Origin of the sequence: Leptolyngbya iicbica LK (assembly GCF_004212215.1) — a bacterium.
GTDB lineage: Bacteria > Cyanobacteriota > Cyanobacteriia > Phormidesmidales > Phormidesmidaceae > Halomicronema > Halomicronema iicbica.
The window spans coordinates 720,049-740,916 of the sequence record NZ_QVFV01000001.1; the positions used below are offsets into that span (position 1 = coordinate 720,049).

Sequence of the window (20,868 nt, forward strand, 5' to 3'; positions counted from 1 at the left end):
TCGCTCAGGAATCCTCGTTAGTATGTCAATAGACATTTACAAACGTTTACGAGGAGACAGTTCGGCTTGATGATTGACTTACTGCAAGCGACCCGCGACTATTGGCGCAAGCTTGACGAAGTAGAAGCGGCTTACCAACGGGGAGAACTCTCTGTGCCCGAAGTCAATGCGCGGGTGCATGAGCTGATGACGGAACTGGGCGAGGCTCGTCGCCAAACTTTCAAAGATTTGTGGGCCAGCCTACAAGTGACCGTGTCGCAACAGCGAGAAGCGATCGCGGGCACTGTCGCGGTTGGACTCTTGGCCTATCTTTGGCTGGCAACTCTAGCTTGATGCGTCTCTTCTCACCGCTTCAAAGTGCGAGGATGGCGGCTTCGATGGGCTGCTCACTGCGGAGACGATCGCGATCAACAGCTGAGAGCACCTGATTGACTGCATCGGGCGATCGCAGACAACGAATCACGAGGTCGGCCACGTCGGCGCGAGTGATACTGCCCGCCACTCGTTCATCAGTAACCACAATGCCGTTGCCGGTCGCGGGTTCAGACAGTAGACCGCCTGGTCGCACAATGGTGAAGGGCAAACCGCTGGCCATCAAATGTTCTTCGGCCTTGGCCTTGGCGAGCAGCGCCGGACGCAACGTTTCTAGCACCTGTTCGGGCAGCGCCACTGCACTCTCCCGCACGCCAATGGAAGAGACCAGAATGAACCGTTCACAGGGCAAGGCTTTGACCGCATCTATCAAGTTGCGATTGCCCAAATAGTCGGCCCGAGGCTCGTCACGGGTAAACCCCTTGCCCCCGAGGGTCGTCACCACAACAAACGACTCATCCCCAAAGCACTGCACCGCCGCTTTCATCACGTCGGGGTCGAGGGCGTCGCCAATGTAAACGTCTGCCCCCAAAGCCGCGAGTTGCGATCGGGCATCATCTGTCCGCAGCAGTGCCATAACCCGACAGCCTTGTTGCCGCAAGCCCTTCACCACTTCAAAGCCGACGCCGCGACTCGCGCCTGCGACAAAACAATTACGAAAGTTCGCGACGGTCATGGTTACCTATTTGCATCGATCAAGTCACAGTGTGTCATATCGGTCACGATAAATCGCAATGAACGAGCTTTGCCTGTCGAGATGAAGGGCCTGAATATCGGGAAGATTTCCCTGCCTAAATCAACTTCTGTGTCGCAACGCCGCTGGCCAACCGATCGCGACCCAGACAATCTTAGTGAACATCAGTTCGATAGTCTGATTTGGCCCTCTCTCCCAGAGCTCCTGTGTATACACATCTCGGCCCTCACCCCCTCAGTCCCCCTCTCCCAAAAATGGGCGAGGGGGAGGCCAGACAAAGCTTTCCGGCTCCCCTTCTCCCAGAGCGGGAGAAGGGGTTGGGGGATGAGGGTAAAGCCATGACGGCAAGGGTTTCAAGACTTATGTGTACACGGTAGCTCCCAGAGGGAGAAAGACTTCAAACCCTGGTGGACTCGTGAGGAATTTTCAGGGGCAACCGCATCACCCAGAATTTTCACTGTTTCATCGAACTCACGTTAGTGAGGCACAAGTTGCTGCCTATCTCTACGGCCAAAGACATGCAATGTTCCTCCACTAATCCATCACCCACACAACGGCATTTTCTATCCCAACCATTGAAGTCAATTAGCAAGTGGGCGATGAGGCCGCCAACCGCTATTCACAGGACTGATTTACCAGAGCGAGATGTTGTGAAAGCGGCGATCGCGCTCGAGCCGCCAAGGTTTTCAAAAGTTGATTGTGAGACACATTGCCCTGGCTAGATCAACGTCCTAGCCCCGCTGGCAGAGGCGAATTTGGGCCGAGGAAGCGATCGCACCACTGTCAGAAACCTGGTCAATACACCCGATTCTCTACGCCGAATCACCCCGTTCTGTGGCACTCTGAAAACAGACAAAACCACAAATCTTTATTCAGATTCAGGGCCATGCAAACCCTTCCTTCACCTCCCGCCTCCACGCCCGTCGATACCGCCTTCGACACGACGATTCATCGCCGCCAAACCCGTCCCGTCCCCGTCGGCAACGTCACCATTGGCGGCGGGGCACCGGTGGTTGTCCAATCGATGATCAATGAAGACACCCTCGATATCGAGGGATCGGTCAGTGGAATTCGGCGTTTGCACGAAATCGGCTGTGAAATTGTGCGGGTCACCGTCCCCAGCATGGCCCATGCCAAAGCCCTCGCCACCATTCGCGAGAAGTTAGAGACCACTTATCAGCCTGTGCCCCTCGTGGCTGACGTCCATCACAACGGCATGAAAATTGCGCTGGAAGTCGCCAAGCATGTCGACAAAGTCCGTATCAATCCCGGTCTGTATGTCTTCGAAAAGCCCCAAGCCGGACGCACCGAATACTCTCCTGCCGAGTTTCAAGAAATCGGCGAAAAAATTCGCGAAACTCTAGAGCCCTTGGTCGTTTCCCTGCGAGACCAGGGAAAGTCTATGCGCATCGGTGTCAACCACGGCTCCCTGGCCGAGCGCATGCTCTTTACCTATGGCGATACCCCTGAAGGCATGGTGGAATCTGCCCTCGAATTCATCCACATTTGCGAATCTTTAGATTTCCGCAATTTGGTGATCTCCCTCAAAGCCTCCCGAGTGCCCGTGATGCTGGCCGCTTATCGGCTCATGGTCAAGCGTATGAACGAACTGGGCATGGACTATCCATTGCATTTGGGCGTCACCGAAGCCGGTGATGGCGAATATGGTCGCATTAAATCGACTGCGGGCATTGGTACCCTGCTGGCCGAAGGCATCGGCGATACCATTCGCGTCTCCCTGACCGAAGCGCCAGAGAAAGAGATCCCGGTCTGCTACAGCATTCTCCAAGCCCTGGGTCTGCGCAAAACCATGGTGGAATATGTAGCTTGCCCCTCCTGTGGCCGCACCTTGTTCAACCTTGAGGAAGTGCTGCACGAAGTCCGCGAAGCCACCAAGCACCTGACCGGGTTGGATATTGCCGTCATGGGCTGTATCGTCAACGGTCCCGGCGAAATGGCCGATGCCGACTACGGCTATGTGGGCAAAACCCCTGGCTACATTTCGCTATATCGCGGCCGCGAAGAAATCAAAAAAGTTCCTGAAGATCAGGGGGTAGCCGAGTTAATCAACCTCATCAAGTCAGATGGCCGTTGGGTTGATCCTTAAACGTTGGCTGGGCTGATTTTTGTCAATTTATATCGATATTGACGGTTGCCCGATCGCCTGCACCTGCGATCGGATACTCTTTCTGGCACACTCACTCAGAAAGCTCTCAGGTGAGCTCGTTATCATGGCTGTAACTGGATGAGGGAACCACCCCAACACCCAGGATTGCTTGTGTTAGATTGAGCATAATTGCCAACGGAAATTAGATATATGGCGATCGCAAAGCGAGGATTGGTTTTAGGCGCAACAGCCGTAGCTGCTGCTGGAGTCATCGTTACGGGTGCTGGTCTGCACTTGTCTCAAAGCAAAGCTTTTTTTGAGGAAAGCCCCAAAGAAGTTATTGATGAAGTTTGGCAGCTAATTGACAACACCTACGTCGATGCGACGTTTAACCAAACTGACTGGGAAGCGGTGCGGACTGACTATCTCAGCCGCGACTATAGCTCGCCAGAGGCAGCCTATGATGCTGTGCGCGAGATGCTGGAACTGTTGGAAGATCCCTACACCCGCTTCATGGATCCCGACGAGTTCCGCAATATGCAGATCGACACCTCTGGTGAACTCACCGGGGTCGGCATTCAAATCACCCAGGAAGAAGAAACAGACGAGATTGTCGTCGTTGCCCCTATCGAAGATACCCCTGCATTTGAAGCCGGACTCCGTTCTAAAGATGTCATCGTCGAGATTGACGGGCAATCGACAGAAGGCATGGAGCTCAATGATGCCGTGAGCTTGATCCGTGGGCCGGTCGGGTCAGGGGTCACTCTGACGGTGCGGCGTGATGCAGAAATCATTGATTTCGATCTGACGCGAGCCCGCATTGAAATCCACCCCGTACGCTACTCCGTCAATGATGCTCCGGAAGGGCCGATTGGCTACATTCGCCTGACTCAGTTCAGCAGCAATGCCGCCAGTGAGATGAAGGAAGCCATTGACGATTTAGAATCGCAAAACGTTGTGGGCTACGTTCTCGACCTGCGCTCTAATCCTGGTGGATTGCTGTATTCCAGCATTGAGATTGCCCGCATGTGGATTGACGAAGGCGGCATTGTATCGACCGTCAATCGCCAAGGGGTCGCTGATGAAGAAATTGCAAATAACCGTGCCCTGACCGATCGCCCATTAGTGGTGTTAGTCGATGGCGGTTCTGCGAGTGCCAGCGAGATTTTATCCGGCGCTTTGCAAGATAATGGGCGAGCACAGCTCGTGGGCACTCAAACCTTTGGGAAAGGACTTGTACAGTCTGTACGCAGTTTGCCAGATGGGTCGGGTGTGGCGATTACTATTGCCAAGTATTTGACCCCTAGCGGGCGCGACATCAACCAACAGGGGATTGAACCTGACATCGTGGTTGAGCTATCGGAAGAAGAGCAGGAAGAGCTCTCAGATAATCGCGATCGCATCGGCACGCTGGAAGATCCGCAATATCGCCAAGCTCAAGAGTTGGTGCTGCAAATCGTCAGAGCCAACCAAAATACCGCGATTGAGCCGCAGTAAGCGGTTCCCAAGAGAATCTTGCGGCTGATCAGTGTGTATCCGCGCCTGCGGAACTGACTAAGCGGGCTGACACTTGCCCGCTCGAATCAGTCCTACCCGTTTGGCGATCGCTTCGCCCTCAGTAGCGTACGGCCCCCAGCTCTCAGAGTTGGGGGCCGATTTTAATTCGGCGTCAGTCAAGATTTGACACGTTCCCGCACTCGCCTTTACCACGTACCAGTTTGTGGTCTGTGACATCGCTTTCCCTCGGCAATACGGGTTTTATCCTACAACGATGAGAACTACAGTTGTGCGGCCAGGGGACGGGTCCCTGCCGGAAAAACCGACACTCTCAGGCATGAGACAAGGGACCCGTCCCCTAATCTCCAACGATCGCTGACCCAAATGTTGAGGCGACAAGCACTTCCTACGGGGGGTGCGTAACCGATTTGTTACAGGCCAGACAATTTGTCATATTTGACGGCTTGAATTGTCAGCAATTTCACCAGCATCCTGACAGGCGGGGCTGAGTAGATATAGGTGCCGTACCAGAGACTACTGAACATCGCCATTTTTTTCAAAAAAGATTGATCAGGGTGATATGAAACGAAAATGCCGGGGGTAGTCTAACGACATGGAGCTAGACACAACACATTTCGCCTAACGGCTTCTCAAGGAGAAAATCTAACCATGAAAATGAACTTTGCCTACAACCTGCTCAAGAGCCTACGCAGCAAGAAAGATGAAGGTGGTTTCACCCTGATTGAACTGCTGGTGGTTATCATCATCATCGGTATCTTGGCCGCCATCGCTCTGCCTTCCTTCCTCAACCAAGCCAACCGCGCCCGTGAAACTGAAGCCACCAACGCAGTCGGCTCGCTAAACCGAGGACAACAAGCCTATTACCTAGAGAGAGTCAACTTTGCGACTGAGTTTGCTCAGCTAGACGTCGGCGTTGCCATCAACTCAGAAAACTATGCCTACGGCACATCTGCCGACGCGCAAACTCCCGAACAAGATGTGGGTGATGGCCAATTTATCGTAGACGATGCAGATGATCCTCAAGTTGCAGCAGTAGTTGCTTCGCCCAGAGATGGTTTACGGGGCTTTGTGGGCTTTTCGTACATCGACGTCCAGCAAATCGACGACGGAGCCGGTGGCACGATTGATAAAAATGTTTCGGTAGCGGCTCTCTGCCGTGAAGTTGCTGGTGATGTAGCAGATGGCGGCGTGGCAAATGCCCCAGATGCTGTTGACGAGCCTGCTGCTGGCACCACCGCTGAAACTCTTTGTGAAGACACCGGGATGGAAGCTGTGAACTAGGCTTTCCGTCTGTCAACATCAGCTTTAGTTCATCTGATGGCTCTGCTATTGTTAGCAGAGCCATTTTGGTTTTCTAGAAAGTGGTCAGGCTGGGGTCGGCTGCTTCAAGTGCTCCCAGCTTTGCTACCTTTTGATTTGAGATAGTCACAGTCACCAAGCAGTCACGTATGAATCCTCATCGTCAAAATTGGCCCCTGCAGGTGGGCGCGGTTATTTCTCTACTCATTTTGAGTATCGCGCTCCTTGGTCTGCAAAAACAGCGATTACAGGCGATTCAAACGCCTAATCCAGAGAGTCTAGCGATTGATGCTGCCAATGAAGAACAGCAGCGAGAGCTACAGCTAACGTTGCTCCAGTCACTGCCAGATTTCGGCTTTCAGAATCTCTGGGCTGACTGGACTTTTCTAAATTTTTTGCAGTATTTTGGCAATTTTGAATATCGTCAGGAGACCAGCTATCGTCTCAGTGGCGATTACTTTGAGATCATTCTCGATCGCGACCCTTATGCTTATTTACCCTACGAATATCTTTCGAGCAGTGTTTCGCTGTTTGCGGGCGAACCCGAACGAGCGGTGGCCATGCAAGAAGCGGGGTTAGCGTTACTTGCGCCAGATTTGCCACCGAAAAGCTATTTTATTTGGCGGCATAAGGGCATTGATGAAATCTTATTTCTGGACGACTATGACGCATCAGCCAAATCTCATGCAATGGCGGCTGCCTGGGCTGCACAATCCTCTTTCCCAGGTGCCAAAGAAGACCAACATTCTCTAAAAGACACAGCTGATTTTTTGGCTAAAGGTGACTTTGATCCGCGGGCGGTGCAAATCACTGCTTGGGCGCAGCTGATTCGTACGGCTCCGGATGCTCAGACTCAAGACAAAGCCATCGAACGGTTGAGAAGCTTGTTCGACATCGAAGTCGTTTGGCAGGAGGATGGCACCTTCTTGCTCCAACAAATTGCCCCCTCTGAGGTAGAGGATGCAGAGACCTAGCCACACTCTCGCCTAAGGATTAATACCATCCCTGTGCGATCGAGAAATCCAAATGGCTCTCTTTCAGCATCAGTACAAGGCTGTATTAGTGCAAGAAGTGGCGGATGCCGGTCATCGCCATAACGAGACCGAGTTCGTTGGCCGCTTGGATGGAGTCGGCATCGCGTTTGCTGCCGCCGGGCTGCACGATCGCCCGAATCCCCGCTGCCGCTGCCGTCCGTACGGAGTCGTCAAAGGGGAAGAAGCCATCGCTGGCGAGCACCGCGCCTTGGGATCTTTCTCCGGCTTGGTCGAGGGCGATTTTGGCAGCCCCGACCCGATTCATTTGTCCGGCCCCGACGCCGAGGGTAGTGCGGTGATTGGTCACCAAAATGGCGTTGGACTTGATGTGCTTGACCAAGCGCCAGGCAAACAAGAGTTCTTCGAGGGTGTCGGCGTCGGGCTTATGTTCGGTGACGATTTCCCACTCTGAGGGGTCGTCTTCGATATTGTCGGTCTCTTGGACGAGGAAACCACCCGCGATCGCTCTGGGGGCGTGGGTCGGCCCGGTCAACAAGTCTTCGAGTAGCAACACCCGCAGGTTACTCTTTTTCGCCAAAATCGCTCTCGCGTCATCATCACACCCCGGCGCGACAATACATTCCAAAAAGGTTTGGGTCATGGCGGTGGCGGTGTCGCCATCAATGGGGCGATTGAGTGCGACAATGCCGCCAAAGGCCGATACCGAGTCGGCATCAAAGGCTTTTTGATAAGCTTCGGCGAGGGAATCGCCTTGAGCAGCGCCGCAAGGATTCGTATGTTTGAGCACTGCCGCCGCTGGCACATAGGCCGGAAACTCGGCGATGATGCGACGGGCCGCTTCGAGGTCCACCAGATTATTGTAGCTGAGGGGTTTGCCCTGTACCAAATCAGCGGCGGCCCAGCCAGATGGGATATTCCCGGTTTGATACCAGGTGGCAGGCTGGTGAGGATTTTCGCCATAGCGCAACTGCTGCCGCTGGATACCGCTCAGAGTCCACCGTTGCGGCAGTTCGGTAGCGACGTCGATGTTGGCTTCGGAGTCCGCAGCGGAGAGGTAGTGGGCGATCGCTTGGTCATAGGTGGCCGTGTGCCAAAAGGCTTGGCGGGCACAGTCTTGCCGAAAACCAGGTGTGACTTCGCCTTCATGTTCCGCCATTTGCGCCAGGTAGAGCGCATACTGTTCGGGATTGCAGAGAATCGTGACGAAAGCGTAATTTTTAGCCGCGGCGCGCACCATGGTGGGGCCACCAATGTCAATTTGCTCGATCGCTTCTGGCAAGGTGACATCGGGCTTAGCAATGGTTTGCTCAAAGGGGTAGAGGTTCACCACCACCAGGTCAAAGGCGCGAATGTCGTGGGCGGCCATCTCTTCGGCGTCGCTGGGCAGGGCAGGACGGCCAAGGATGCCGCCGTGAATGCGGGGGTGCAGGGTTTTGACGCGACCGCCGAGAATTTCGGGCGAGCCCGTGTAGTCAGAGACTTTAGTGACAGGGAGGCCAGCGTCAGCGATCGCCTTTGCCGTGCCGCCGCTGCTGACAATTTCAAAATCAAATGACTCGACCAGGGCTTTGGCCAACTCAATCAGTCCGGTTTTGTCTGACACACTTAGCAATGCTAGCCGCGACATGGCGCTCATCCCCTCTCTTTGCATCCTTAAATATACCGGGGCTAGGGGGAGTGAGGGTAGGGGGGGGAAGAGTGTGAGGGTCAGAGAGTTTGAGGGTAGGGGGGAAGAGATGGGGAGTAGGGGACTGGGGGACTGGGGGCGCGAGGGTAGAATCGAGACCGAATGTTGCGAGGAGATAGGAAATGGTGTTGAGGGCGATCGCAAGAGATGCCGATACGGCAGCGGATAAGCTGCTGATTGGGCTGCATGGCTGGGGGGCGAATGCGGAAGATTTGGCAGCGTTAGCCGATTATTTGCCGTTGCGAGGCTTCAAAATGCGGTTTCCCGATGCGCCGTTTCCGCATCCCCACGCACCAGGGGGACGGATGTGGTATGGCTTTCCGCTGGGGTATGACTTTCAGAGTGATCACGATTTTGCACAGCAGGCCGATTTGCAAGAAAGTCGGGCATTGCTGGGGCAGTGGTTAGTCCAAGTGGCAGAGGAGACGGGCATTCCACCCGAGAGGACAGCGATCGCGGGCTTTTCGCAAGGGGGCGCAATGACGCTGGATGTGGGGCTGCAACTGCCGCTCGCGGGGGCACTGATTTTGAGTGGCTACATGCATGGCTCAACGGCTCCCAATGCTGAATTGGGGCCAGTTTTGATGGTTCACGGCAGGCAAGATCCAGTAGTGCCGATCACCCGAGCCCATCAGTCGCGGGATGCCCTGAAAGCGCAAGCGGTGGATTTGACTTATCAGGAATACGACATGGGCCATGAGATTTCGCCGCTGGTGTTGCGAGAGATTCGACTATTTTGTGAGCAGTTGCCGATTTGATCAGAGCTGGGGAGTTGGGGAGCAGGGGGGGTAAGGGAGCGGAGGGGGTAAGGGAGCGGAGGGGCACATCCACTCTGCCACCTGTCCACTGGGGAGGACTCATCAATAAATCTGTGAACTAACCTGAAAAGAGGTACGAGTGCCTGTCTAATGTGGGGACTCTGAACTGATGCCGTTTACCCCAACTGCGATCTGCCGTGACTCAAGAATTTCATTTATCTATCACTGCCCTGGGTAGCGATCGCTATCTGATTCGCACTGAAGACACAGCGGCCGGGGTCCCCGTGGCGGAGTCACAGGTGGAGTGGCCGGTGGAAGACTGGCTCCAAATGGCGCAACCAGCGATGGACGACCCAGTGTTGGGGCTGCTGCAGGGGCAGGTGGATTTGAGCGGTCCCTCAGGACTGCAAGCTCTGGGTCAGGAACTGTATCAGGCCTTGTTTCAAGACGACGCGATTCGCGAGAGCTGGCTGCGGGCGCAGGGCATCGCCCAAAACCGTAACGAAATTTTGCGCTTGCGCCTGGGACTCAAAGACAGTCGCTTGCAACGCCTGCCCTGGGAACTGCTGCGTCAGGGGCAACAACCGATTACGACTCAGGGGAACCAAACCTTTGCCCGCTATGCCGCGAATCTGCTCGTGACCCAAACGGCAGAAATGCAGGCGCTGTCAGGAGTAGATGACACGATTCGCGTGTTGATGGTGCTAGCGAGCCCTCACGATCAAGATCATTTGCAACTGTTGCAAGAGGTGCGCCAGATTCAAGATTTGCTGGCGCGGCCTACAGTCCAGGCCACCGCGATTCAGATTGATATTTTGGAGCAACCCGATCGCAGTCAACTGGCCCAAAAGCTAGAGCAAGAGCACTATCAAGTACTGCACTATGCCGGCCACAGCGACTTTGGCCACAGCGGCGGCGATCTCTCGCTCGTCAATCGCCAAACGGGGTTGACGGAGCGGCTGTCAGGCGATGACTTGGCGGGTCTGCTGGTGAATAACCAGGTGGCGCTAACGATTTTCAACTCTTGTCGTAGCGGTCATACCGCAGGCGATGATGCCGAAATGGACTGGCGGCAGCAAAATTTGGTGCAGGCGTTGGTGACGCGCGGGGTGCCCAGCGTCATTGCTATGGCAGAGCGCATTCCGGATGGGGTGGCGATCGCCTTTACTCAACTCTTTTATCAAAATTTGCGCCGGGGCTTTCCCATTGATGTGAGCTTGAGCCGCACTCGCCAAGGCTTGCTCGCCAGTTTTGGCTCAGACCAGCATTACTGGGCCTTGCCCATTTTGTACATGCATCCGGAATTTGATGGGTACTTGACCCGACGCGATCGCGCAGCCGACGCCCAGCTCAATCCCGATGTGCTCTCCGCCCCAGAAACGGCTCCCTCGCCCCTTGACCTGGAAGCAGCCCCCAACGCTAACTCAGCCAACGTAACTGGCCCGGCAGCAGCAGTCGCCAGTGCCTCAGTGACCGTGCTACCGCCCGAATCGGGAACCGATACTGCGGTGCCGTTGCCCGATTTACCGGCTGACGCAGGAGTCGCCGCGACCCTGCTGAGCCAACTAGAGACGTCCAATTCTCCAGCTGCAGAAGAGGACGAACTGCTTGCCAGCTATGTGCAACAACTGTCGCAAAACTCGGCCAATACCAAGGAATCGCCGATCACCGCCGATGCCGAAGAAGTGCTGATCGATGATCAGAATCACCGGGCTGGGATGGCGATTTATGACACGTTGCCAGACGTCTCACCGCCGGATGGCACGACGGAGCGATCGCCAGCAGAGCCCACGATCTCCTCCTCTAGCCCGCCACCCTCAACCGCCTCTCGCTCATCAGCCCCGTCATCCACTCACACAAGACCGAATCGCCCCCCTGAAAAGCCCATCCTGGTCTGGTTTGCCTTGGGGCTGGTGGGCATCGTCGGGGTCTTAGGACTGAGTTTGGTGGCCCTGCGTTGGGGGGGCAATGACACCGCCAATCTTGCCCAAGGAGACTCGCCCAGCTCGGTAGTCACGGAAGACGATGTTGCCGTCACTCCGGCTGCACCCCAACCTGCTAACGACGACCCAGACACCCTGATTCGCCGAGCTGAAGAGGCTATTCGGGGCGATCGCTACGCCGATGCTCGGGAAGATTTCAACCTGGCGTTAGATCAAGCGTTGATGGGCAATGCCACCCATAGCGACGTTAGCGATCCTATTTGGACTTGGGTCAAAGACGCTACCCAGTCCGATTTACTCTTCATCAAGGGGCGTCTAGCTTGGCAAGAAGCGAAGCTCATCGCAAATGAGCAGGGCGAGTTTGATAGCCGCTTTAACCAACGCACCTACATCGCCCAGGCCCGTGAAGCTTGGGATCGCACCGATGACACCTTGATTGAGGGACGCATCGCCCGCGGCTTTGCCGCTTATGCCCAGGGCGACTGGAATGCCGCGATCGCCAACTGGGAAGCGGCCCTGACCTTGCACGATGCACAACGAGAGCGCCAGCCCAACCCCGCTGGCAACGTGCCCGCCGATCCCGTTGTGCTGCACGCCTATGCCGGGCTGATTATGGTTAACACCCGATTAGCCAACATGAATCTTGCGGCCCTAGAGGAAGATGCTGCCCTGAGCGCGGCCAGCGAGACTGACCAGGGAATTTTGAATGCGGAGGCAGAGTTGAATCGAGCGATCGCCCGCGAATACTTCTTGCGCTTACAAGAGATAGACGAGCTGAGTTGGATGGATCCGCAAAAGCTGGGTATTGTGACCGACGCCCCCGAAGACCAATTCAATTGGATTTGGAGTCTCGATTTGTTAGAAGACTGGCGCACGGCCTATCGCTTTTGGGAGCAAGAAACGAGCAGTTCAGTGCTTCCTGACCCAGAATAAACTTTCTCCTTGCCGCTACAGTGGAGTCAGTCGCGCTGGCCTGTGTTATGACTTCCTCGTCCGCCATCCTTAAATCCCTGAAAGCTGAGTCGATCACCGCAGCCGCATTTGCCCCCTTCGGGCAGGTGATTTTTCCTTCAGAAGACGGTGCTCCCTATGGCCCCGATGATGCTCAGCTGAAGCTGGATGAAGGGATTCCTCGCTTTTACATCATGCGCTTAGCGGGCAAGGGACAGCAGTTTCATGCGATTACCCGACATCGCCGCTGCACACAATGTTTGGGTTCGCTGGCAGGCGCCGAGTGGTTGATGGCGGTGGCTCCCCCCAGCGATGCTGATGAGCCGAATCCTGAAACGATTCAAGCGTTTCGCATTCCCGGTAATTGTTTTGTCAAGCTCCACGTCGGCACCTGGCACGCGGGACCGCTATTCAACGCACCCGTCGTGGATTTCTATAATTTGGAACTGAGTGATACGAACGTGGTGGATCACCAAACCTGCAACCTGCGATCGCGCTTCCACGTAGAATTTGAAATCGTGTAGAGAACAAGGACGATTGATGGCGAAATTTGTGATGTGGGGCAGCTATTGCGAAGACGCCCTCGAAAAACGTACGCCTTACCGTGCCGATCACCTGGCGGGGCTGCAATCGCAAAAGGACCGCGGCGTGTTGCTCTCCCTCGGCCCAACCATGGATAACACCAAGGTCTTTGGCATTTACGAAGCGGATGATCAAGCCACCGTGCGCCAACTCATCGAGAACGATCCCTACTGGCAAAACGGCATCTGGACAGAATACGAGCTGTACGCCTGGAATCAAGTATTTTGAACCCAGACGAGAGCCGCCGCCGCTCCCGAACCTAGCCTGAAGTTTCTCATTTTCCACCATGTCAGAAATCACCTGGGATGACTTTCAAAAAGTTGAATTAAGAGTCGGCACCATCATTGAGGCGAGCGATTTTCCCGCGGCGCGAAAACCGGCGTACATTTTGCAGGTAGATTTTGGCGACGAGCTGGGCGTCAAAAAGTCGAGTGCGCAAATTACGGCGCTGTACTCAAAGGAAGACCTGATCGGCAAACAAGTGATTGCAGTCGTGAATTTTCCGCCCAAACAGATTGGCCCCATTCAATCAGAATGTTTAGTCACGGGCTTTTACAACTCGGAGGGCCAAGTGGTGCTGGCAGTGCCCGATCAAAACCTGCAAAATGGGGCAAGACTGGCATAGCAATTAAGCCTGGATGCGCCGCGAGTCACAGCGGCAACAGATAATTGCCGAAAAATAAGTTAGCGTGGAATTACGAAAATATTAAGAATTGCATTTTTATGCCTTAGAGCCATGAAACCTTCAGTTCCTCAGCCACTGCTGTTAGTGGATGGCTACAACATCATCGGTGCTTGGCCTCGGCTTTCACGCCTGCGCGATCGCGAAACCTTAGCGATCGCCCGTGATCAATTGGTTGAAGAACTCACAAATTACAGCGCCTACCAAGGCTTCAGAACTCGGATTGTCTTTGACGCCTACGAACAACGGCAACCGAGCTGGCAGGAGCCAGTGACCCAAGACGTCCTCATTCACTACACCGATTACGGCCAAACCGCCGATAGCTGCATTGAAAAGTGGTGCGCAAAATTGCAAAAAGATGTGCAGTATTTCAATTTGCGTTTGATTGTGGCTACCTCTGACCAGGCCCATCGTCACACCGTCACGGGCTATGGTGCTGAGTGGATGTCGGCTCAGCGCCTGGCCCAAGACTTACGGGCCACCGTGCAGCAGGGACGCAAGAATCATCGCGGCAGGGCTGGTAAGACGTCTCAGCGGTTTAATACCGCTCTTAAACCCGCTGTGCACGATCGCCTACGGGCTCTCCGCAATCAGTTAGAGCAACGTCCCAATATCGGTTCCTGACGAGGGGTTTCAAAAAATTCCCGCAAATTTTCCGGAAGCGGTTGCCAAAGGTGACGAAATCTCGCTAATATAGCATTCGCGTTCCTCAGTAGCTCAGCGGTAGAGCGGTCGACTGTTAATCGATTGGTCGCTGGTTCGAATCCAGCCTGGGGAGTTTAACTAAATAGCGCCTTGGACAAAGTGCCAAGGTTGTTGCCAGCCTTTGCCTCCGACTTCGAGGGCCGCCAGGTGAGTTTCAGCCTTGAGAATCAGTGACTGGTCTGAAATCGAGAGGGGCGATCGCTGCCACACTTCCACGGTGAGTTGGCCGCGAGTCGTATCCCAGCACTCAAAACGCAATCCTTCCAAGGTGGGGACTCTTACCTGGGCAGGGGCGCTCTGAGATCGTCCTTGCAACACAATGCGATAGCGATGATCGGCGATCGTCATCTGCCAATGGCCCCAGGGCGCAACTTGCCAGGTGACCGCCGCTCGCAACGAAGTCATCGAGATACATTGGCCCGCCCAATGCAATCCCACTAACCCCACGGTTTCCTCGCGACCTAGCACCTGCCGTTTGCCACCCACAGCGGTAATGGTCAGATCGGGTAGAGCGGCAAACGCATTCGCCTGGACCCAAAACCAGCGCTGCGGAAAGGCTCCGCCCCAGTTTTTTTCCATGTAGGTGGGGGCTTGCTCAAATTCATAACGACGGCCCTGCCATTCCGCCCAGCCCGTAGCGAGTCCGTGAGCCATCAGCACTTGCCAACCCGGCTCAAAAATGGGCAAATAGGACAGCCATCCTGCCGTGGCCTGCGCAGTTTGGTTGGCGGCTCCCCAGCCGTACACAGGGTCAATGTCGTAATGCCAGCGAGCGATCGCCCCTGTTGCCGCATCTACCAAGCAGCCCTGATGTTGCGTCGCCGTCAGTTGATAGCCTTGTTGGGCAATGTCCCAAAACTCAGCGGATGGTAGATAGCCGCCCCGCTGACCGTCCGCCGTTCGTTGCCAATGCCCGACGCCTAAACGATGGGGCCAGGCCCAAAATCCGCGCAACTCGGGCAGCCAGGTCAGGTGATACTGCTCCTCTGGGCCGAGAATTTGCGCCGCGCCACCACTTAAGGTCGACTGTCCCGCTGGGTCGTCAATGGAGTACATGAACGCAAACGTTTCACCCAATGTCGGCAACGTGAGGCGGACGTACCACCCTTCAAAGAATCGCCTGGCCGACCCATCCCAGTGATAACCGCTGTGAGGCGTCCAAAAAAAATCAGGCATCGACCCAGCTAGGGACATAGTGCCAACCTTTCTTGAGGTCAGTCTTGGCTTGGTCTAACTCGGGATAATATTGCCGCACCAATTGCCAGAACGCTTTGGAATGATTCATATGCACGGTGTGGCACAGCTCATGAATTAGCACGTAGTCCACCAGGGTCGACGGCAAAAATAGCAGCTTGTAGTTGAGACTGATGGACTGTTTAGAAGAGCAACTGCCCCAGCGAGTGCTCTGACCACGGACGGCCATGCGACTATAGGCGAGATCACAACGCTGGCTCAACTGCTGCAACCAGGGGGCGAGCTCAACGCGGGCTTTACGCTGCAGCCAATTGCGCAGCAACTCGCGGCAGGCGATCGCATCTTCGATCGGGCCGCGCAGGGTAAGTTCTTGAGGATTACTCTGCGTCAACGCCACCGTCGAATCGCGCGTTGACTTGTACACGACCTGCCAGACTTCATTCAGCGATCGCAGTTCCAACTCCGTTGGCGTTTCTACACTATGGGCGGCGGGCAAGGTCGCTCGTTGCTTTTCAATCCGCTTGAGGGTTTTGGTAATCCACCCGCGCCGTCGCTCTAAAATGCTGGGAATCTCAGTTTCGTTAAAACCGGGCGGCACCACCACCTCTAGCGTGCCCTGGAAAGAAATTTTGAGAGAAACATGACGCGCCCGCTGACTTTCGCGCACTTGATATTCCGGCAATGGAGACTGATGGTCACTCAAGGCAAATAACGTAAGTTGCTGAACAGTTTCTGTCATGGGAGGAGAAGCGATCGCGATCGCATGAGACTCAATTTTATCGTTTTCTGGGAGGCTGTAATCGCCCACATTACAATTCAAATGTACCACTCGGCGTCACCCACCCAGTTAGGATGAGCGGATCACGACGCTAGCCCTTACCCGGCAACACTCAACTCATTGCGTTGAGCAATAACACCACAAGCACTTTGCCTCGTCCTAGCCACTTTGCCCATTGATCCTGTTAAGCGTTAATTTACAAACATGACAGTTTGGCGACATCGGCGTGGGGTAGCTGACGACTACGTTGCGTCATCGCGTTGAGCGTTCGCTCCGGCTGAGAGTGTCAACGGTTGCCCCCAACACTCGCTCTTCTGACCATCGACTGCTTGCTTGGTAAGCGACCAACTTTTTTGACTGCGTTCTATCGATCTTGGTGCCGCACCCATGTTTACGGAACTGTTCCCATTTTCATTCTCGGTTGATCCATTAGCCGTCTCAGGGGCAACCCTATGGGCATTATCGCTGTATCTGGCTTTTTCACCAGTCAGCGATTGGGTGACACTGCAACTCACTCGCTGGTTCAACTTTGCTGAGCGATCGCTCTATCTCTCAGAAGAAGAATTTGAGAAAACGCGCGCCGGACGTGAATCACAAAACGCCTTCTGGGCATCAATGTTCAGTGTTTTGCCCTTCATCGCCCTGGGCACGGTCATCCACTATGGCGTCATTTGGGGATTAGGCGGCAGTTGGTCAGTCAGCCTGGGCCTACTCTGCGCTGTTGGCAGTGGCGTTTATGAGTTGGGACGTCGCGACAGCCAAGCTTCCGACCCTGACTGAACACATTGTTAGCAACCCCTAAAAAAATAAATTTATATCTCAACATTCGGTCAGCAAAACGTATCGGGCAGTACCCAAAATCGCCCTTGGCAACCGGACTTTGTTCGCCACAATAGATCTTGCTCAGAAAATTTTCTGGTGCGCTCTAGACTCATTCAAGTCAACAAAAGAAACACCAATATTTGGCCCAACTTCTTGTCATGGACTGATGACTTTTATGTTTGAATGTTTGACTCTGATAGATCACAAGTCACATCGTCAAGCCCTCTCTACACAGTCTATTAGTCGTTTTCAACGAATGCTCAGAGAGTATGTGCAGAAGCTTGTTCGGGGGTCGCACTCCCAAACATTTTTCACAGCTGTTTGAATTGGCGTCAAGAGATACATTGCGCAACAATTAGGACAAGAGAAATAAGGCAAAAAAAACGTAAAAATTTCTATCTTTCCGGTTATTTCGTGCGTGAGTCTGTGGAAGGCTAAGGATGAGGCTCTAAAGCTTCATTTGAGATTTAAACAGTTGTTAACTTAAACTTTTGAATTATGCAGGCATTTAAAACACCTTCCCGCGATTTTGACACTTGGGCTTCTGCCGTTCGGCAACAAATGTTGGATTCTCTAGCTAAGCGTCGTAACACTCTACAAACTGACGATGATCAGGCGATCGCGGCCAAACAGATCCTTGAGTCTGATAACGAATGATCAGGAACGCGGCCAAAGCCTGACAGGGATGATCTCTAACCAAGGCTGAGGATGAAACGCCGGGCAATCTGGCTGTTGCGACCATCATTGAAAGCGCCACTTTACTGTTGAGGCAATATCGAAGCAACGGAGTAAAGTGACGCTCTCAGTTTTGAAGGGCTCTCGTCAGGGAGGAAATGGCGCAAGCATTGGCTAACGATTGAGCTCTCGACATGCAGCTCGCCAAGCGGCAGGCACATTGCGAGCGATTTGAGTAATTTTGCGAGTAGCCTGTTGCAGCACTTGCCGCGATCGCTCCAAACTCTGACTTACAGCGCCTGCAGACTCATCCTCAGGGCCGTCAGTCATAACTTGAATATGTCGCGGGGATGAGTGTGACCAGCGAGTGTCGAGCCCTGGGACAGTGTCCTGAGTAAAGTCAGGCAGCGTAGTCGCAGATCCCCAAAAATCATCAAACCATTCAGCGTTAGGAAACGAGTCATCAGCGTTGAAATAGCGCACATGACGCCGACCATTCAGATCAATTTCTTCCCAACCTTGCACCTCCGGCTCACGACCATTGGGCTGAATAACTGTGATTTGATAACGACGAGCTTGATAGCGCATCTTCCGCTCCTCCGCTAATCTTCTCAGTCCCTTTGAGTGTAGACAGCCTGGTGAGCGGCATGGGTTCGGTTTAATGATCGCTACGAGTAGTGATTGCAGTATGGGGCAGCGGCATCAATCCCCCGGCAGAGCCCTCAGCGACAGCATCCTGATAGGCTGAGGCAGAAGCCAACCTGACATCCACCATGACCTCTGCCACTGATCTGCCGTTGCACGCTCAAACGTATTCTCTCGATCACGATCGCTTCATAGCGCTGCTCAGCCAAACCGAAAATCTACTGATCATTCAAGATTTGGATGGCGTATGTATGGGCCTGGTCAAAGACCCCCTCGACCGCCAAATTTCGACCGAGTATGTAACAGCAACCCAGGCATTTGATGGCCATTTTTTTGTGTTGACCAACGGCGAACATATTGGTGAGCGGGGCGTCAACGGCATCATTGAACGAGCCTTTGGCGATGCCACCACCGTCAAACAAGCAGAGCGTTACTTACCTGGCTTGGCCGCTGGGGGCGTACAGTGGCAAACCCGTCAGGGCCACCTATCGCATCCTGGTGTTAGCAAAGCCGAGTTAGCTTTTTTAAAGCAGGTCCCCGATCGCATTCGTGCCTGTTTACGGCAATTTGTTCAGACTCACCCGCTGCCGCTAGATGCTGAAACCATCGAGCATTGTATTCAGTCTTCGGCGCTGGAAAATGTGGCATCGCCAACCGCCAACCTCAACACCTTCCATAGCGCTTTGGACGGCGATCACAAAACTTACTTAGCCCTTCAAAAAGCCATGCAGTCACTGATGGATGACTTGTTGGCCGAAGCCGCCGCCCAGGGACTAGAGGATGCGTTCTTTGTCCATTACGCCCCAAACCATGGTCGCGATCAGCACGGACAAGAGGTCATTTGGCTCAGCCAGGGAGCAGAATCAGGGACGACTGATTTTCAGTTCATGTTGCGGGGCGCGATCAAAGAAGCGGGCGTGTTGGCGCTGCTCAATCGCTATTATGCGCAGCGCACCGGACACTATCCTCTTGGGGAAGATTTCAGCGTGCGGGTGGCCCCTCATGATCATCAGGCGCTGATTCAACTCGTGCAAGATAAGTTTGACCCGGCGCTGATGCCGCTGATGGTCGGCGTCGGCGATACCGTCACCAGCAAAGTGATGGTAGAGGCGGGGCAGTCGGTAGCCAAGCGGGGCGGCAGCGATCGCAACTTTTTGCAACTGGTGCAAGATATTGGGCGATCGCTGGGGGTCGGCAATGTTGTGACCTATGTGGATAGCAGTGGCGGCGAACTGAAGAATCGCCGCCCGCTCACGGTTGAGCAACGTAATGGTCAACCAGTCGTAACTGCTGGACCGGGAGATCCCGCCGACCAAAGTGATCCCCTCACGCTAAATGTTGTTTTTCCAGGGGGCTACCAGGAATACTGTGCCGCCTTCCAAACGGCAGCGACGAACCGCCGCCAAGCTTAAGCCGTCGATGACCGGGCAGGCATTGTAGTTGGGCAGTCAGTTGACGCAATGCTGCTGGAACAGGCTCGTTCAGCGATGAAAAAGGCCGCTGGCTGAGGCTGACAATGGCCTGTCTGAAAAAATGAACTTTGAGCAGTGGCTACGGCACCATCGACGCTGCGTCGGGTAAGGCAGAGAGACTCAGCAAATCGGCCGGAATCAAGTCATCCAGCTCCACTGCATCGAGTAGCGCATTCCAATCGTCAGAATTTTCGGCATCTTGCTTCAGGCGGGCCGAGGCCGCGATCGCGTCGTACCAGAGCCCCGCTTCGGCATAGAGAGCCGGTAACTCAGCCTCGCTAGCACTCGCTGCGATTTCCAGGGGCTCGACTCGCGCCATTTGGCCTTCGGCGACCACATCAGCGCTGGGGTCAGCCGGATTACAAATGACTGAGATGTACCAAACATACGCTTCACCTACGGCGAGCGGCTGCTGAATCCCGTTATCAGGTAAGCTCACGCTCGCAATGCCAGCACTACCGTCAATCTTGAAGCGCCCTTCGTAAAGTAATTCATTGGTGCTTTCGTTGAGCAGCACAAATTTCAGATGCTCGGCGGTCGTTTCTGGCAGGTAAAAATAAACGGTGGGAAAAGCGCTCTCCGTCAGCCCATAGTTGCTCTCTGGTATGAGCGCCACCAGCCTCTCGTCAGGGGCGATGCAAGTAGCACTGCGAGTTGAACCGGATTCGCGGTTGCCGGGGGCGCTGATGTCAGGCAATCGTAATTGGATATTGCTTTGGGCGATCGCAGGCCCCACTAGCGACAGCACACTCCCGCCTAATAACAAACCAGCGGATACAGACAGAGTCCAACTTGATAATGGCAAACGACTTTTCATAAACCTGAATCCACCTAACTTACGGATGTGACGACTGACTAACAAAATTCAAAATTAATGACAATGACAACGCAGCTTTTAGTCGTAACGCCTGACCAGAGCAGTGTCACCTACTCGTTTTTCACCGTCGGTAGGGTAACCTACTATGCCAAGGCGCAAGGGCTGCGTGGGG

21 protein-coding genes and 1 tRNA gene are annotated in these 20,868 nt (G+C 54.4%); 15 read left to right on the forward strand and 7 right to left on the reverse strand.

What is annotated here, in order from left to right:
• The first annotated feature begins 69 nt into the window (after positions 1-69).
• The gene (locus tag DYY88_RS03075; RefSeq protein ID WP_039725351.1) at positions 70-333 is read left to right on the forward strand and encodes a hypothetical protein; all 264 of its coding nucleotides are present in this window, start codon (positions 70-72) and stop codon (positions 331-333) included.
• A 19-nt stretch (positions 334-352) separates the two neighbouring features.
• On the opposite strand, the gene DYY88_RS03080 is transcribed toward DYY88_RS03075, so the two are convergent.
• Complete coding sequence (locus tag DYY88_RS03080) at positions 353-1,048, reverse strand: SDR family oxidoreductase (protein WP_039725352.1); 696 nt, start codon at positions 1,046-1,048, stop codon at positions 353-355.
• A 904-nt stretch (positions 1,049-1,952) separates the two neighbouring features.
• On the opposite strand from DYY88_RS03080, the gene ispG reads away from it, so the two are divergent.
• Together ispG and ctpC are read left to right on the forward strand one after the other, a co-directional pair.
• On the forward strand, positions 1,953-3,173 hold the full coding sequence (ispG, locus tag DYY88_RS03085) for a (E)-4-hydroxy-3-methylbut-2-enyl-diphosphate synthase (RefSeq protein WP_039725353.1): 1,221 nt from the start codon (positions 1,953-1,955) through the stop codon (positions 3,171-3,173).
• Positions 3,174-3,383: 210 nt separating this feature from the next.
• Entirely contained in the window at positions 3,384-4,670 is a 1,287-nt protein-coding gene (gene ctpC / locus DYY88_RS03090; RefSeq protein ID WP_039725354.1) for a carboxyl-terminal processing protease CtpC, read from the forward strand.
• A 57-nt stretch (positions 4,671-4,727) separates the two neighbouring features.
• On the opposite strand, the gene DYY88_RS03095 is transcribed toward ctpC, so the two are convergent.
• Positions 4,728-4,907 (reverse strand): hypothetical protein, encoded by a 180-nt coding sequence (locus tag DYY88_RS03095; protein WP_072041288.1) that lies wholly within the window; start codon positions 4,905-4,907, stop codon positions 4,728-4,730.
• Between the two features lie 432 nt (positions 4,908-5,339).
• Here DYY88_RS03095 and DYY88_RS03100 point away from each other — a divergent pair, with 432 nt between their 5' ends.
• Both DYY88_RS03100 and DYY88_RS03105 read left to right on the forward strand, forming a co-directional pair.
• Complete coding sequence (locus DYY88_RS03100; protein ID WP_052288219.1) at positions 5,340-5,972, forward strand: type IV pilin-like G/H family protein; 633 nt, start codon at positions 5,340-5,342, stop codon at positions 5,970-5,972.
• Between the two features lie 167 nt (positions 5,973-6,139).
• Entirely contained in the window at positions 6,140-6,964 is an 825-nt protein-coding gene (locus tag DYY88_RS03105) for a hypothetical protein (protein WP_039725355.1), read from the forward strand.
• 85 nt (positions 6,965-7,049) lie between these two features.
• Here the strand turns inward: DYY88_RS03105 and purH are convergent, their stop codons facing one another.
• Positions 7,050-8,612, reverse strand: coding sequence for a bifunctional phosphoribosylaminoimidazolecarboxamide formyltransferase/IMP cyclohydrolase (gene purH, locus DYY88_RS03110; RefSeq protein ID WP_039729289.1), 1,563 nt, complete (start codon positions 8,610-8,612; stop codon positions 7,050-7,052).
• Between the two features lie 182 nt (positions 8,613-8,794).
• Between purH and DYY88_RS03115 the strand changes: the two genes are divergently transcribed.
• The 7 genes from DYY88_RS03115 to DYY88_RS03145 all read left to right on the forward strand — a co-directional run bounded on the left by DYY88_RS03115 (position 8,795) and on the right by DYY88_RS03145 (position 14,366).
• Positions 8,795-9,430: an alpha/beta hydrolase gene (locus tag DYY88_RS03115; protein ID WP_039725356.1), complete on the forward strand. Its 636-nt coding sequence runs from the start codon at positions 8,795-8,797 to the stop codon at positions 9,428-9,430.
• A 197-nt stretch (positions 9,431-9,627) separates the two neighbouring features.
• Positions 9,628-12,306, forward strand: coding sequence for a CHAT domain-containing protein (locus DYY88_RS03120; RefSeq protein ID WP_039725357.1), 2,679 nt, complete (start codon positions 9,628-9,630; stop codon positions 12,304-12,306).
• Positions 12,307-12,353: 47 nt separating this feature from the next.
• Positions 12,354-12,848, forward strand: coding sequence for an ureidoglycolate lyase (locus DYY88_RS03125; protein ID WP_039725358.1), 495 nt, complete (start codon positions 12,354-12,356; stop codon positions 12,846-12,848).
• Between the two features lie 16 nt (positions 12,849-12,864).
• Positions 12,865-13,134 (forward strand): YciI family protein, encoded by a 270-nt coding sequence (locus DYY88_RS03130; protein ID WP_039725359.1) that lies wholly within the window; start codon positions 12,865-12,867, stop codon positions 13,132-13,134.
• Between the two features lie 58 nt (positions 13,135-13,192).
• Positions 13,193-13,531, forward strand: a complete 339-nt coding sequence (locus DYY88_RS03135) for a tRNA-binding protein (RefSeq protein ID WP_039725360.1) — start codon at positions 13,193-13,195, stop codon at positions 13,529-13,531.
• A gap of 111 nt (positions 13,532-13,642) precedes the next feature.
• Entirely contained in the window at positions 13,643-14,212 is a 570-nt protein-coding gene (locus DYY88_RS03140; RefSeq protein WP_039725361.1) for a YacP-like NYN domain-containing protein, read from the forward strand.
• Between the two features lie 82 nt (positions 14,213-14,294).
• A tRNA-Asn gene (locus DYY88_RS03145) sits at positions 14,295-14,366 on the forward strand.
• 5 nt (positions 14,367-14,371) lie between these two features.
• On the opposite strand, the gene DYY88_RS03150 is transcribed toward DYY88_RS03145, so the two are convergent.
• Together DYY88_RS03150 and DYY88_RS03155 are read right to left on the reverse strand one after the other, a co-directional pair.
• The gene (locus DYY88_RS03150; RefSeq protein WP_039725362.1) at positions 14,372-15,469 is read right to left on the reverse strand and encodes a tocopherol cyclase family protein; all 1,098 of its coding nucleotides are present in this window, start codon (positions 15,467-15,469) and stop codon (positions 14,372-14,374) included.
• A complete protein-coding gene (locus tag DYY88_RS03155; RefSeq protein WP_039729290.1) occupies positions 15,462-16,226 on the reverse strand; it encodes a M48 family metallopeptidase in 765 nt (254 codons plus the stop codon). Before DYY88_RS03155 ends, DYY88_RS03150 begins: the two co-directional genes overlap by 8 nt.
• Positions 16,227-16,652: 426 nt before the next feature.
• On the opposite strand from DYY88_RS03155, the gene DYY88_RS03160 reads away from it, so the two are divergent.
• On the forward strand, positions 16,653-17,045 hold the full coding sequence (locus DYY88_RS03160; RefSeq protein ID WP_039725363.1) for a hypothetical protein: 393 nt from the start codon (positions 16,653-16,655) through the stop codon (positions 17,043-17,045).
• 540 nt (positions 17,046-17,585) lie between these two features.
• Positions 17,586-17,744, forward strand: a complete 159-nt coding sequence (locus tag DYY88_RS23945; RefSeq protein WP_160299499.1) for a hypothetical protein — start codon at positions 17,586-17,588, stop codon at positions 17,742-17,744.
• A 192-nt stretch (positions 17,745-17,936) separates the two neighbouring features.
• Here DYY88_RS23945 and DYY88_RS03165 read toward each other — a convergent pair whose 3' ends face one another.
• Complete coding sequence (locus DYY88_RS03165; RefSeq protein ID WP_039725364.1) at positions 17,937-18,350, reverse strand: hypothetical protein; 414 nt, start codon at positions 18,348-18,350, stop codon at positions 17,937-17,939.
• Between the two features lie 185 nt (positions 18,351-18,535).
• Here DYY88_RS03165 and stpA point away from each other — a divergent pair, with 185 nt between their 5' ends.
• A complete protein-coding gene (gene stpA / locus DYY88_RS03170; protein ID WP_039725365.1) occupies positions 18,536-19,819 on the forward strand; it encodes a glucosylglycerol 3-phosphatase in 1,284 nt (427 codons plus the stop codon).
• 139 nt (positions 19,820-19,958) lie between these two features.
• Here stpA and DYY88_RS03175 read toward each other — a convergent pair whose 3' ends face one another.
• Positions 19,959-20,696 (reverse strand): DUF928 domain-containing protein, encoded by a 738-nt coding sequence (locus DYY88_RS03175; RefSeq protein ID WP_084606951.1) that lies wholly within the window; start codon positions 20,694-20,696, stop codon positions 19,959-19,961.
• Between the last annotated feature and the right edge of the window lie 172 nt (positions 20,697-20,868).

What these genes read in the sequence shown, in the direction of transcription:
- DYY88_RS03130 (WP_039725359.1), top strand. Translation starts at nt 12,865, where the DNA reads ATGGCGAAATTTGTGATGTGGGGCAGCTATTGCGAAGACGCCCTCGAA.
- DYY88_RS23945 (WP_160299499.1), top strand. Translation starts at nt 17,586, where the DNA reads ATGCAGGCATTTAAAACACCTTCCCGCGATTTTGACACTTGGGCTTCT.
- DYY88_RS03095 (WP_072041288.1), bottom strand. Translation starts at nt 4,907, where the DNA reads ATGTCACAGACCACAAACTGGTACGTGGTAAAGGCGAGTGCGGGAACG.
- stpA (WP_039725365.1), top strand. Translation starts at nt 18,536, where the DNA reads ATGACCTCTGCCACTGATCTGCCGTTGCACGCTCAAACGTATTCTCTC.
- DYY88_RS03100 (WP_052288219.1), top strand. Translation starts at nt 5,340, where the DNA reads ATGAAAATGAACTTTGCCTACAACCTGCTCAAGAGCCTACGCAGCAAG.
- DYY88_RS03105 (WP_039725355.1), top strand. Translation starts at nt 6,140, where the DNA reads ATGAATCCTCATCGTCAAAATTGGCCCCTGCAGGTGGGCGCGGTTATT.
- DYY88_RS03150 (WP_039725362.1), bottom strand. Translation starts at nt 15,469, where the DNA reads ATGCCTGATTTTTTTTGGACGCCTCACAGCGGTTATCACTGGGATGGG.
- DYY88_RS03135 (WP_039725360.1), top strand. Translation starts at nt 13,193, where the DNA reads ATGTCAGAAATCACCTGGGATGACTTTCAAAAAGTTGAATTAAGAGTC.
- DYY88_RS03075 (WP_039725351.1), top strand. Translation starts at nt 70, where the DNA reads ATGATTGACTTACTGCAAGCGACCCGCGACTATTGGCGCAAGCTTGAC.
- DYY88_RS03165 (WP_039725364.1), bottom strand. Translation starts at nt 18,350, where the DNA reads ATGCGCTATCAAGCTCGTCGTTATCAAATCACAGTTATTCAGCCCAAT.
- ispG (WP_039725353.1), top strand. Translation starts at nt 1,953, where the DNA reads ATGCAAACCCTTCCTTCACCTCCCGCCTCCACGCCCGTCGATACCGCC.
- DYY88_RS03140 (WP_039725361.1), top strand. Translation starts at nt 13,643, where the DNA reads ATGAAACCTTCAGTTCCTCAGCCACTGCTGTTAGTGGATGGCTACAAC.
- DYY88_RS03175 (WP_084606951.1), bottom strand. Translation starts at nt 20,696, where the DNA reads ATGAAAAGTCGTTTGCCATTATCAAGTTGGACTCTGTCTGTATCCGCT.
- DYY88_RS03115 (WP_039725356.1), top strand. Translation starts at nt 8,795, where the DNA reads ATGGTGTTGAGGGCGATCGCAAGAGATGCCGATACGGCAGCGGATAAG.
- ctpC (WP_039725354.1), top strand. Translation starts at nt 3,384, where the DNA reads ATGGCGATCGCAAAGCGAGGATTGGTTTTAGGCGCAACAGCCGTAGCT.
- DYY88_RS03160 (WP_039725363.1), top strand. Translation starts at nt 16,653, where the DNA reads ATGTTTACGGAACTGTTCCCATTTTCATTCTCGGTTGATCCATTAGCC.
- purH (WP_039729289.1), bottom strand. Translation starts at nt 8,612, where the DNA reads ATGTCGCGGCTAGCATTGCTAAGTGTGTCAGACAAAACCGGACTGATT.
- DYY88_RS03080 (WP_039725352.1), bottom strand. Translation starts at nt 1,048, where the DNA reads ATGACCGTCGCGAACTTTCGTAATTGTTTTGTCGCAGGCGCGAGTCGC.
- DYY88_RS03155 (WP_039729290.1), bottom strand. Translation starts at nt 16,226, where the DNA reads ATGACAGAAACTGTTCAGCAACTTACGTTATTTGCCTTGAGTGACCAT.
- DYY88_RS03125 (WP_039725358.1), top strand. Translation starts at nt 12,354, where the DNA reads ATGACTTCCTCGTCCGCCATCCTTAAATCCCTGAAAGCTGAGTCGATC.